General features: G+C 53.2%; 12 protein-coding genes and 2 pseudogenes. 8 read left to right on the forward strand and 6 right to left on the reverse strand.

Translation table 11 applies throughout. The features are described from left to right. Positions 1-80: 80 nt before the first annotated feature. The 3 genes from pmrG (at position 81) to AC1DXW_RS24260 (ending at position 2,961) form a co-directional block, all read left to right on the forward strand. Positions 81-752, forward strand: a complete 672-nt coding sequence (gene pmrG / locus AC1DXW_RS24250) for a lipopolysaccharide core heptose(II)-phosphate phosphatase PmrG (RefSeq protein ID WP_477760550.1) — start codon at positions 81-83, stop codon at positions 750-752. 34 nt (positions 753-786) lie between these two features. Further along, complete coding sequence (locus tag AC1DXW_RS24255; RefSeq protein ID WP_477756787.1) at positions 787-1,620, forward strand: phosphatase PAP2 family protein; 834 nt, start codon at positions 787-789, stop codon at positions 1,618-1,620. A 288-nt stretch (positions 1,621-1,908) separates the two neighbouring features. Next, complete coding sequence (locus AC1DXW_RS24260) at positions 1,909-2,961, forward strand: metallophosphoesterase (protein WP_477756786.1); 1,053 nt, start codon at positions 1,909-1,911, stop codon at positions 2,959-2,961. Between the two features lie 154 nt (positions 2,962-3,115). On the opposite strand, the gene AC1DXW_RS24265 is transcribed toward AC1DXW_RS24260, so the two are convergent. Then, on the reverse strand, positions 3,116-4,522 hold the full coding sequence (locus tag AC1DXW_RS24265) for a DUF2252 domain-containing protein (protein WP_477760551.1): 1,407 nt from the start codon (positions 4,520-4,522) through the stop codon (positions 3,116-3,118). 141 nt (positions 4,523-4,663) lie between these two features. Between AC1DXW_RS24265 and AC1DXW_RS24270 the strand changes: the two genes are divergently transcribed. After that, positions 4,664-5,572 (forward strand): YeeE/YedE thiosulfate transporter family protein, encoded by a 909-nt coding sequence (locus tag AC1DXW_RS24270; RefSeq protein ID WP_477760552.1) that lies wholly within the window; start codon positions 4,664-4,666, stop codon positions 5,570-5,572. Positions 5,573-5,626: 54 nt separating this feature from the next. Here the strand turns inward: AC1DXW_RS24270 and AC1DXW_RS24275 are convergent, their stop codons facing one another. From AC1DXW_RS24275 to AC1DXW_RS24295, 5 genes and pseudogenes are all read right to left on the reverse strand, one after another. Then, positions 5,627-5,875: a hypothetical protein gene (locus AC1DXW_RS24275; RefSeq protein ID WP_477757172.1), complete on the reverse strand. Its 249-nt coding sequence runs from the start codon at positions 5,873-5,875 to the stop codon at positions 5,627-5,629. 1 nt (position 5,876) lies between these two features. Beyond that, positions 5,877-6,239, reverse strand: coding sequence for a DUF6124 family protein (locus AC1DXW_RS24280; RefSeq protein WP_477757173.1), 363 nt, complete (start codon positions 6,237-6,239; stop codon positions 5,877-5,879). Between the two features lie 413 nt (positions 6,240-6,652). Then, on the reverse strand, positions 6,653-6,820 hold the full coding sequence (locus tag AC1DXW_RS24285) for a hypothetical protein (RefSeq protein ID WP_477760553.1): 168 nt from the start codon (positions 6,818-6,820) through the stop codon (positions 6,653-6,655). Beyond that, positions 6,817-7,542 (reverse strand): zeta toxin family protein, encoded by a 726-nt coding sequence (locus AC1DXW_RS24290; RefSeq protein ID WP_477760554.1) that lies wholly within the window; start codon positions 7,540-7,542, stop codon positions 6,817-6,819. The genes AC1DXW_RS24285 and AC1DXW_RS24290 overlap by 4 nt, the downstream gene beginning before the upstream one ends. A 198-nt stretch (positions 7,543-7,740) precedes the next feature. Further along, a pseudogene (locus tag AC1DXW_RS24295) lies at positions 7,741-8,202 on the reverse strand (isochorismatase family protein). A 984-nt stretch (positions 8,203-9,186) separates the two neighbouring features. Between AC1DXW_RS24295 and AC1DXW_RS24300 the strand changes: the two are divergent. The 4 genes and pseudogenes from AC1DXW_RS24300 to AC1DXW_RS24315 form a co-directional block, all read left to right on the forward strand. Further along, entirely contained in the window at positions 9,187-10,272 is a 1,086-nt protein-coding gene (locus AC1DXW_RS24300) for a DUF262 domain-containing protein (RefSeq protein ID WP_477760555.1), read from the forward strand. Beyond that, positions 10,259-11,227 (forward strand): hypothetical protein, encoded by a 969-nt coding sequence (locus AC1DXW_RS24305; RefSeq protein WP_477760556.1) that lies wholly within the window; start codon positions 10,259-10,261, stop codon positions 11,225-11,227. Before AC1DXW_RS24300 ends, AC1DXW_RS24305 begins: the two co-directional genes overlap by 14 nt. Before the next feature lie 176 nt (positions 11,228-11,403). Beyond that, positions 11,404-11,646, forward strand: coding sequence for a TauD/TfdA family dioxygenase (locus AC1DXW_RS24310; RefSeq protein ID WP_477756659.1), 243 nt, complete (start codon positions 11,404-11,406; stop codon positions 11,644-11,646). A gap of 306 nt (positions 11,647-11,952) precedes the next feature. Continuing rightward, positions 11,953-12,149: pseudogene (locus AC1DXW_RS24315) on the forward strand (SAM-dependent methyltransferase); the annotation flags it as partial.

The following is a 12,149-nucleotide window of genomic DNA, read 5'->3' on the forward strand; positions in this document are numbered from 1 at the left end:
TCTTTCACTCGCCGGCAACGCACGTTTCTTTAGCCTTTCGGGATCTAATGAGGTGTTGCGTGCCGGTGAGGCGGCTTGATGTGGAATTGAGACTGAGTCTTTTCGGGAAAAAACGCTCGATCGATCTGAACCGCTATGCTCGCTATCGCAATGCCGCCGTGGTGTTGGCCTCGGCGCTGCTGGTCATCCCGCTGACCGTATTTTTGTTACGTCCCGCCACCGCACCGGACCTGGCTCACGGCAATTTAGCCGGTGCACAGGCTTTGATGACGGGATGGGCCAAGGGCGACATGATCGTGCTGGTGCGTCACGTCGAGCGCTGCGATCACTCCTCGGCGCCTTGCCTGATCGGCAACGATGGCATTACCGAGCGCTCTCGCAGTGTTGCCGAGAGCCTCGGGGCACAGTTCAAGCACCTGGGCCTGGACAAGGCCGATATCTACAACAGCCCGATATTGCGTACAGCGCAGACCGCCAACTTCATGTTCAACAAGGTTGGCACGGGTGAAAACTGGCTGATCAGTTGCAAGGGCACCATGTTGCGCGACACGCTTGGGCATAAAGTGGCTGGGCGTAACCTGATTCTGGTGACCCACAGCGAGTGCATGGAGCAACTGGAAAAAGACCTCAAGTTACCGACTTCGACCCTGGGTTATGGCGCTTCACTGTTTATTTCCGCCGAAACCCCGCAGACTCCGCGCTTGCTTGGCTTCATCGACGCTTCCGACTGGAGCTCGGTGAGCACTCATTGAGTTTTTTCCTTCTCTTTTTTAATCAGGATTCACAATGCTGACCGCTTCTCGCTACCGCTTTTACTGGGTGAATTTCGGTATTCCGCTGGCCTGCGCGGTCGCGGTGTTTCTGATGTTCGACATGACCAGCATCGACATCGCCTTCAACAATTACTTTTTTGATCCGGTAACGCAGACGTACCCGTTGGACCATGTCCATCTGTTCGAAAAAATCACCCATAAATGGGCGCGGATCATTCCCAACTGGACCGGCGAAATTGCGATTATCGGTGCCTTGCTGTCGTTTCTCTGGCCGCGCCTGAAGGCTGAAAAGCACTCGAAAATCATCGCTTTCCTGGAGAAAATCAAAGTCGCACCGGTGCTGCGCTTTGCCACCCGGCACCGTCGCGATTTTCTCTACGTGGTGTTCGCGTTTTCCATCAGCACCGGGGTCATTCACTACCTCAAGGGCCACACCAGCGTGTATTGCCCGATCGAGACGACCCAGTACGGCGGCAAAAAGGAGCACGTTGAGTGGTATGAGAATTTCGACCTGCTGAAAGTCGCTGGTGACGGTCGTTGCTGGCCGGGCGGACACGCATCGGGCGGGTTCACCATGCTGGCGTTGTACTTCGTGGCTCGCCGTTATCGCTGGCGCTATTCCAAGGCGATCATGTACGGCTCGCTGACCCTCGGTTTCATCTACGGTACAACGCGGGTGCTGCAAGGCTGGCACTACATGTCCCACACCCTCTGGGCCGGGATCTTTGTGTGGCTGGCGTGTTTGCTGACGGCGCTGGCGTTTTACGGGCGAGCGAGGCTGGAACAGCCGGTGCTCTCCAAATCGCAAAAACCGGTAGCGGCGACTCAGACTCAACCAGTGAATTGAGTCCGCTTTGAACGGCGAAACCCGCAACCCGAAAGGGCGGCGGGTTTTTTCTTGCCCAAGGAAACCTTCAGTGAGCTCAGGGATTGTGTGCGACTGCGATCAACGGTGGGACAGGGCGCGACATGACTTCTGGCTACCGGAAAAGGAAGGCCGAAAAAAACAGGCTGGAAAAAAGTAAACGGAACGATTTCTTAACAAATCGTGAACAACTGCTGTGATCTATTGAGAGTGAAGGTCGACCTTCATTTCGCCACCCTGTCTGGCTTTCCAAGCCCAGTGAGTTCCTGATTGAAACGCACAAATTCCACCTCGATTTCTGCAAAACGTTTGGTACTCCGAAGGATCGCGCTTGGCTCTGGTATTGCCTTCGCTCTTCTACTGGCGGTCGGTGGTTACTGGCTGTTTACGCCGCCATCGCCGTACGTTCCGTTGAATGGTCTGGACCCTGCATCGGCGTCGATGATTGCGGTGGGCGATCAGGGTAGCGGTGACTTGCAACAGTGGCGGGTGGGGCAAGCCATGGAGCGGGTTGCGTCCAGGGAGGGGCGCCTGGACATGGTGGTTTTCCTCGGCGACAACTTCTACGGCAAGCCATTGACCAGCACCCACGATCTCCACTGGGAAACCCGATTCGAGCGAGTCTATTGGGGCCATTGGCTCAGCCATGTGCCGTTCTACGCGGTGCTGGGCAACCACGATTACCCGGTGTCGCAAAAATACGAGATCGAGTACGGCCAACAGCACAAGGGATCGGGCCGTTGGCAGATGCCGGCGAATTTCTACGTCAAGGATTTCGGTGACGTTGACGGGCGGCCATTGGTGCGGATGGTGTTCCTCGACACCTCGGCGCCACGTGAGAGTTTGCAGCAGCAAATCGACTTGATCGATCAGGCGTACCAGGCACCCGGACCGGCACCGGTATGGCGAATAGCCGCGTCCCATCACCCGGTGCGCAATCAAGGCAAGCATGACGAGGAGTCGAATCTGCTCACATGGCTCTTGCCAGTGTTGCAACGCAACCACGTCGATCTGCTTTTGTCGGGTCATGATCACAACCAGCAATTGCTGTTGCGTGCAGGCGAACCCGCTTGGGTGATTTCCGGGGCCGGTGGCAAGAGGCTGTCTGCCTTGCAAACGCCAACACCGGATAGCACCTTTACTGACTCGCGGGCTGGTTTTGCCAAACTCGATCTGAGCGCCACTCAACTCAGGCTGGGGTATTACAACGACCGCGGCGATCTGGAATCCGGCTTTCGCTGGGTCAGAGACTGCCAGTGGATGGCCAAAGGGTGTTTGCTACCCGAGCCATCGCAAGGGAGCGTCGCGCAGGTGGCACAGTGATGGGCGCAAACCCGCAGGCAAAAAAAAGCCCGCGGGAGAGCGGGCAAACCGTAGTTTCTTGAATGAGCGAGCGAAATGTACAGGCTGGCGCGGGGTGGTGGGGTGAAGAAAAATTCATCTCGCTCAAAGCCCCGTACCGGAGCTTGCGACACCGCTACGGCAAATGATCCGCGGCAAAGTCGGCTTCCGACCGGGCACGCAAGCGGCCCTTGCGGCAGGCTTGCTGGAATCGCTCGAAATCACGCTCGTTGTGCTCGGTATAGCCCAGGGCATATTTATAGAGCGCGTCGGCCAGTGCGTCGCTCTTGCCGATGTAGCCGCTGATCATCGCCGCGTGCCCGGAAGACTTGGCATGGGCGCGAGCCAGGGCCCGGCCGCAGAGCCGGCCATAGGCCGCGAATGCGTCGCCATCGAAGGTCTCGAGTTCGGCGGAGATTTTCATATCGCGCAATTGCCGCACGTAGAAATGCCGGCCGCTGGGACCGGTCGTCCAGCCGAGGAACAAGTCGCTGGCCGATTGCATCAAGCGCTGGCCGTCGACCACCCGCTGTCCTTCATGCCGCACCCGCGACCTGGTCTTCACGTAGCCGGCGAGCACCGAGCGTCGCGCTTCCTTGAATTGCAGGAACAGCGGGAACTCCTGATCGTCGGTCAGCAGCGCCACCAGGCAACGGGTGCCGACACTGCCCACGCCCACCACTTTGAACGCCATGTCCTGAACGTGAAAACGCGACACCAGATCACGGCGGTCCGCTTGCAGGGTGCCGCGATAGTCGCGCATGAAGGTGTCGTAGAGCGGACGCCAGTCCGAGAGGCGCAACCAGTCATCATCGGCATCCAGCAGCGTGGTGTTTTTGTGCAGGTGGAAAATTTCCGGCAGGTCATCGCGAATGATCAGACGACCATGGGCGTCGCGTTCGCTGATTTTTGGCAGCAGTTCGGCATGGGTGCGACGTTCGGCCTTTTCGACGGCGCGTTGCACATGTTCCAGAGTGCTTTTGTTGGCCTGCGCCAGCAGGTCGTCATAGCTGATGGATTCGTACCAGGTTTCCAGCGAACTTTGTTCGGCGCATTCGAGCATGGTTTTCTGATAGGCGCCCACGACCTGATGGCAGACCATTTCTTCAACCGTTTCCCCATGACGCAGATCGCGAGCCGCCACCAGGAAACTCGCCACCAGGCGTTTCAAGTCCCACTCCCACGGCCCGGGGTGGGCCTCATCGAAGTCGTTGACGCTGAACAGCAGGTTGCGTTCAGGCGTTGCGAAACCGCCGAAATTCATCAGGTGGCTATCACCGCAAATCGGTGAAACCAGCCCCATGTTCGAGGTTCCCGCCAGGTCGTGGGCCTGCAGCAGCGCATTGCCGCGATAGAAGGTGAATGGTGACACCAGCATGCGTCCGTAGCGCAACTCCACCAGCGATTTGACGCGTCCTTCACTCGACGCCTTGATCAGCGGTATTGGGTCGCGGTCGACATTGCCCAAGGCTGCTTGCGAACTGCGGGAACACTTCTTGCGCGCATCCTTGCCTTGCTTCAAACGGTCGGTGAGGGTGGTCATGGAGGCCTATTCGACAGGGTTATAGGGCGATTGCGAAATGAGTGTAGAAGGGCTTTGCGGGTTCATCCGAAGTGTTTGCGCAGCGACTAATCTGTCTGTCAGGCATCGACTCGACGCCATCACCCGGAAACAGGGAGCCCCGTGTTTTCATTGCCGGTTTCACTGCTGCTGGCGTTCCTCATTGGCTGGGTGTCCCAGCGCATGGGCATGTGCCTGGTCAATGCCATGGGGCTGCTGCTCAAACGCCGGCCGACCCTGTTCGTGTCGCTGGTCAGTTGCGGTCTGTTCGGTCTGTTGCTCGCTCCGTTCTACGCTTTGTCTGGTGTCAGTCAACCGCTGTTCATCCCTGAGGTCGGCTATCTGTCACTGGTCGGTGGCGGGTTGTTGTTCGGCCTCGCGTCGGTGCTCAACGACGGATGCAGTGTCGGCACCCTCACCAAGCTCGCCAGCGGCAACCTCAACAAGGCCTTCACCATCCTCGGCTGGGTGCTGGGCATCGTGCTGTGGCATCACCTGAACATGCTGACCGAACACCGGGCGCTGCAAATGCCGATGATCACCAGCCGTCATTACTGGCTGGTCATTGGCATCGTGTTGCTGATTTTGCTGTTCCTGATCCGGATTCACGGCGACAAACACCTGGTGCTGTCGAGCCTGCTGCTGGGGGCGTTGACCAGTGCCCTCTACACCTTCGAACCGCTGTGGACGCCCAGCGTATTCTTCTACGATCTCTCGCAAAGGTTCTGGAGCCCAGGCGACACACCATTGACCACCCAGCGTGTGACGGTGTTCGCCATGCTGATGCTGGGCATGCTCTGTTACACGTTGCATCGCCGCACGTTCAACTATCAGCGGTTTGCAGCGATGACAGCGGGCAGGCATTGGCTCGCGGGCGTGTTGATGGGGACCGGTGCGTCGATGATGCTGGGTGGGAATGACTCGCAGATTTTGTTGGTGTTTCCGACGCTGACCTGGGTGGGGGCGGTGCCGTTGGTGTCGATTGTGTTAGGGATATTGGTGGGGGTTGGGGTTAAGCGGCTGCGTGCTTGATGATCGCGGCTCTGGAGTTGGACGACCTCAATGAGACCGTCCATTTTTCAAGGATCAAACCTGCATCCGCAACCGCCGCCCAACCACATCCAGCAAATCGCAACCATCGCGCAGGGACGTGACCAGCACCCGCGCCAGTTCGCTGTAAACACCCTCGTCAGCCGCGAAGCTCTCCAGCAATTGCGTTGCGGTTCGAATGCGATAGGCAGCTGTTTCGTGCAGTACATCCAGCGGTGCCTCGGTGTCGATCAGCAGCGACGCAACGGTGCAGTCGATGCCGGTCATCGGCATGTATCGATCCATCTCAAGCCTCCACTTCGTCGAGTGGCGCAATGTTGTCCAGTGCCCGGTTCACCAGCAATTGCGCCAGCACGGCCAACTGCTGGATCGCCAGGGCGATGTTGCGACGCGAACTCTCAAGCTCGCAGGCAAGGTCGGTGCTCATGACGTTGAGCGAGGCGAGGGTTTCGCTGGCGTGGGTGAGCAGGGACGGTGTGTCGATGTTTGGGCGGAGGGTGAATACGTGGCTGATGGGGTCGAGGTGATTGGGGTTGCGCAGGCGGGCGCTGATGGCGGGTTCTGTGGTTTTGGAGAGGTTGGACAAGTCGATTGGATCTTCAGATGAATCGGCTGGTGATTCCGGGGGATTGGGGCTGTTCTTTTTCAAGATGGCATTCCTCACACTGTTTAGAGAAGCTGCCATCCCCTGCTGTCAAACAGGATTGGGTGGCAGCTATACGCGGGTTGACAGACCGGAAGTGTAAGAACCCGGTGCACCCGAAGGTGCCCCGCGCACAGCCGCCATAATCGTGACTACATGCGCGAATGCATGCTGCCTGATCTGGGAGGTGTGAAGAGTACACTTTTCAGCCTGTCAAAGCCGATCGCCGGTTTACAGCGACCCCTGAAGGCTATCGTCGAGAAGCAGCCCCCGCCAGTTCATGAAAGGCGATGCGTTTTGCGGGAAATGTCCTAGGACGGTGACTACGTGCCAATCGAGTGCGAAGCACGCCATTTAATATTCAAAGAGCACAACGAAAAAGCCCGAAAATTTGTCGGGCTTCATCTTGGCGCGGTCAGTTAGCTTCGTTTCGCTTCGACTTCCATCATCACAAGATTTTGCTGCTTCGTAGCTTCGGTCAACACTTCGCTATAGACACGCTTTTTCTGTTTCGACTTGGCGTTGCGAATAAAGTCAGCAAAGGAGCTTTTGGCGCCCTGGGACAGGCCTGGCTTGAACGAAATCATTGATGTACTCCTGATCCTAACCCGAGCCTGGCCATTAAATCAGCCCGCGTGTATTGCTCAGGGATATGGTAGTCAATTTTATCGACCCCAGCTTTGTAAAGACGTCCCGAATTGTCTATGTGCTTGATCAGCAGATCCACATGAACGTCGCTCCCGTACTCTAACTTAAGAGTATTTACCACGTCACGCGCTGCGAAATACTGGTCGATGAAATGCTCTGGTCGGATTCGTCGCCCTTCGAGTTCTTCACGGGCGTTGACGAATTCCCATGCAAGGAGCGGATTTTGGTAGACGTAAAGTATCTGCACGAACCGGCCTTTGCGCAAAGAGCGCTCTACATTTTTTCGTGCTACATCGATATTGGAAAATGTTCCATCCAGCACAAATGATTGCCTCTGGTCGAAAGCGCAATCCAGAATTTTCTCAACCAAAATTGACACCCCGTTTTGGAAGATCCAGGCGTTTCCTCCCGCGTAGTCGGAAAATTCACTTCGAAGCTCATCAGGGTCAATCCTCAGAATCGCTGTATCAGCAAACAGGTTCACCAGGGCGATTGAAGCTTCTGTCTTTCCTGCTCCAGGTGAGCCGGCCATGAACACTGATACAGGATCTTGCTCAGGAGGGTATAACGCTCGATCGGTTCGGCGCTTGGCTATGGTTTTCTTGTGCAATCTAGCGAAGGACATGGCTTGTTCTTGCATGAGCAATTCGGCAGGAGTCATCGTTCATTCCTTTGGTTTGAAGCGCATCAAAGGTGAAACGGCAGAAGCGGTGAATTCGATTGAAAAGTCAGCGTACATGGCCGCATATCTAGCTCCAGTCCATGAGGGGGACACGGCTTGAGGGAAATTTCCTAGAAGTGAGTTTTTACCCTGCTTAACGTCGGTTGATTGGCTCAATGATGTGGTGCTAATTGCAGATCAAAGTTGCTTGGAGCTCACCGTGTGCTTGAAATGATGCTCCCAAAGCCTGACCCCCAACCTACCCGTCCGGTCCAGCGAAGACCCCACCGTCAAATCCTTGATCAACGTAGGCTGCAAACCCGCATCAAACAGTGCAAACCCCGCCGCCAGGCAGCAGGTTTAGGTCTGCCGGCCGCACACCAGCACGCGCTCGACGTTCAGGCTTTTCAGGTAGTCGATGGTTTCCGGTGTGGGCGCGTAGCCGTGCTTGATAAAGATGCGATCGGCCGGGATCAGGCTGTCATCGTCCGGCGCGGGGTGCCAGCCGAGCTGTTTTTCGAAGGGGGTTATGGATTCGTCATGGCGCTCGACCGTGGCGACACTGGGTAAGGTGCCGATGAGCGCGTGGATACCGTCGATCAGCCACTGCGGCGGGGCGAAGCCGGGTTGTACGTCGATGATCAGGAGGGCTTGGCGCATGGGCTTTTCCGGGCAGGATGGCAGCGACACAGGGGGCGGTGTGGGGCATGAGAAACCCCAGATGCAACAAAGCCCGCACTGGGCGGGCCTTGTTAGCTTCGATTGGTGGGCCGGGGTAATTTGAATTCACCTTATATCTTATTGATTATTATCATTAATATTTATTTTTTATTTTGATTGGAATACCAATCGGAATACCTCACGAAATAGCATCCCATTGACCCCCGATTATATTCGATCTGAAAACCTTGCTTCGCACCGATGATAAGCCGTGATTTTCTTACCGCTGTCGAGACAACCGGCAGCACTCGATCCGAATAGGAACGTGGCAACAGGCAGAAACTGGCCGAGGTTGTGTAAAAATGTTTTCCTCCCACATCGGCGCAAAGAGTCAGCTCAAAAAATGTGTTTCAATTCTAGGTCTGTTACCTGAGCAAACACTGACAGATTTCACGTAGCGACGGCAATCTCAAAACCATGGATGCGTTTTTTTTTGCACACTCTGGGGCCAAAGTAGTCGTTCCGCTCAGGAGGCTGCTAAATTCGAAAAGCGGGCAGTTCGCCGACGAAAGCTTGGCAGTGATGTTTCATTGTAGAGTGATCTGAACACCACCCTAACCCCATGTCCGTCTGGCTAATGGGGCCGCACCGATGGTGCTGTACCGTCCCCATCGGTATCCTAGCGTGATTTTTTCGAAAAATCGGTTGTCAATTCACGAAAAAACAAAATTTATCAATAGCTTGCCCTGTTTATCATGGGTAACTTATTTCGCAATCAGTACACTAGGGGCAAACGGGTAACATCTCGATGCCGCAGCAAACGTTGCGTACACCCCACGACGCCTTCAGAGTTGGCGGAATAAGACGCGCGAGTGTTGTATGGTGATGGGGTGCTCTACCGAGCAGGTGGGCAGCAATGGAACAAATCAGCTAAAAAATCAAAAATGTAAAAAATTTAACTATTAAAATATAAAGTTGGCACTTATGAATCGAACTCTCACTACGCAAGATATTAGTTGGTTTTTGGATATTCACAGCAGAGGGCTTCTTAATTTAACTCCTCCTTATCAGCGGCGCAGCGTATGGTCTCCTAGAGATCAGAGGTTCTTCATAGACACTATATTAAACAATTATCCTGCGCCGCCAATTTTTCTTCATAAAACGTTAGATGGTGAAGGCAAAGCTACATATCATGTCGTCGATGGAAAGCAGCGGCTGCAGACGATATTGGATTTTACCAATAATAAAGTCAGAATTCCGGACGATTTTTCCGATATAAATATCCAAAAGCTGCGATGGAAAGACCTCGGTAAAAGTACAAAAGAACTTTTCTGGAATTATGTTCTCATTGTTGAAATGCTTCCAGATGTGAGTGACTCAGCTATCAGGAATATATTCGAGCGTATCAACCGTAATTCTAGAAAGCTGACCGCGCAAGAATTAAGGCACGCGAAGTATGACGGATGGTTCATAAATTTTGTTGAGGTCGAAGCTGCGAAAGTCGAGTGGAAAGCAACCGGGGTTGTTACGACTGCAAGAACTAAGCGAATGGCCGATGTTCAGTTCCTGTCGGAATTATTTGCAATCATACTGAGTGGAAAAATTCTTGGATTCGATCAAGATCGATTGGATGAATTATATGCTGAGTATGAAGAGATCGACGAGTTGGCGTTGTTTGTTGAAGAGGATTTTATCTCAGGGGTTGATCGAACCAAAAACGTTATATCAAAAATGCTCGTAATAAAACCAGATATTTTAGATTTTACTAAGGTACAAAGTCATTTTTATTCTCTATGGGCTTATGTTTACCTAACAAATAAAAGTGAAGCTGATGACTTGGTTTCGTTGGCGGAAAACTACACTGCTTTCATGTTGGCGGTAAACTCAATCGTAGCAGATAATCAAGCGAATATAACAGCACTGGCGGGAAGCCCTATTTTAGAATACGCGACGCAGTATGCGTATAATTCTAGAGGAGCAAGTACTGACCTCGCTCCGCGTACCAAACGACACGCAGCGCTATTGCATGCTTTCGGAGATGCTGGAGCAGTCGAATATGAAAATAGTTAAAAATATTCGAGATTTGTATTCAGGTTGTATGCCTCGATACAGGCTGCTAGAAAATGAAGTCAATCAGATACTTAAGCCTTTGGTAGAAAATGAGGGTTGGTTTTTCTTTTCCAGAGTAAAGGGCTTGGAAAGCTTTGCGCTTAAGATTGAGACCGGCCGAGTTTCATCCCCAGATTCCATGGAGGATTTTTTTGGTTGTACTGTTGTAGTTCCAACGTTAGGTCATATAGAGCAGGCCGAGCTTTTGATTCTCAACAATTACGATCTTAAATATCGGAGGCCAGAGAACGATGTGACGACACATAAAGCCCCGTCTAACTTCACGTTCGACGATTTGCGTGTTTATGTAGAAAGACGTCCGCTCATTAGTGGTCGGGATCCTGAACTTGTTGGTATGTTATTTGAAATTCAAATAAAGACAGTGTTACAGCATGCCTGGACCGTGGCAACACATGATTTGATATATAAAAGCAATACAGTGAATTGGCCGTTGGAACGTATAGCGTTTCAGGTAAAAGCAATGCTTGAACATGCGGAAGTTGCTATCTCCGAGGCTAACAGATTGGCGGATGCACCCGCTGTTGCTAAGAGAGACAAAAATACAATTGGCATGCTAACGTTAATAGAGCAAATCAAAAGAATTTGGTCGGCGGAACGATTGCCTACAGATGTAAAGCGACTTGCCGATACAATTTACGCGCTTTTACAAGCATGTGATTTGATGCCGGAGGATTTTCAGGATCTGATCATGAATGAAAAATTAAGGATTGGTGTTCTGCCTACTGATCTTTCTCCGTATGCGATGACTGTGCAGGCATTAGCTAATAAAGTTGGGCTAGATCTAAGCCATAAAATCAGTCGAAGGCATATTCGGACGAAGTTAGTAATACACGCTGGTATGGATTTGCCTAAATGGATGCGTATAGCGCAACCTAAAATCGTAGATTTGGGCTAAAAAGGGGGGCGGGCGGACACCAGTGGCGCAGGCTGTTGAACTAGGTCTGTAATTCGACGAAACCATGCGCTCGACTGGCGCTTTAGTCCCGTTGAAGCGATTATAAATGGTATCTGGCAGGTGTCCTGTGGATCAGATACAGCCACAGCTCGACACAAACTGATACCGAGGACAGCGTGGCCGCCAAATCGGCAATGGATGCATTCGAAGCCGCCTGTAAGGAATCTACGCAGGCTCATCCTCTCGCCCCCGGAGATATCGTTTTGGTCAACAACAGAATTTGCCTTCATGGCCGATCTGAGGTTGGTGAGGAGTATGGAGCGAAGTCCCGTTGGCTGCTCCGCATCTATGGCTTGGAAACCACCAGCCTTGAGCCATCCCAATGGCAGTCAGGTAGAACGCATATTCTTTTTCCATAAGTGATTGTGGCGGGTGCGTTGGGGTGAAATAGGTTTAAACCTATTTCAGGGCTAGACATTCATGGRCGGCCAGGAAGTGGATGGCATGCCTCTGTGTTAGCAAATATTCCCACCTTATTGGATGAGCGCGACACACTTTGCTTGTTGCTGTATGTTTGTACAGTTATCGCACCCCTGTTATCTGCCCGAGGGGTGTACACACAAGCTTTCAGCAAATTGATTCATATCGGCATTTGCTTGGTGAGGTAAAGCGCCAGGTTATGAGCGCCATCGGGTAGAATCCGGCCCAACAGAGAGGAGGGGAATATGGCAAAAGGCGCGCAGGCCTCAGCAGCATTGCTTGAGGCGCACCATGCGGCAGAAACGGCTAATCAGGCGTTGGCTTCCGCAAAAGCCATGGCGCGAGCGTTTGTCAGCACTTTTCCAGAGTCGCTCCAGCTCGCTGTCGCCCGCTCGTTTGGCTCCTTGCTAGTCAAATTTTGGTGGGAATCCCTGGCTGGTAG

It is taken from the genome of Pseudomonas sp. P4_C4 (assembly GCF_056402055.1).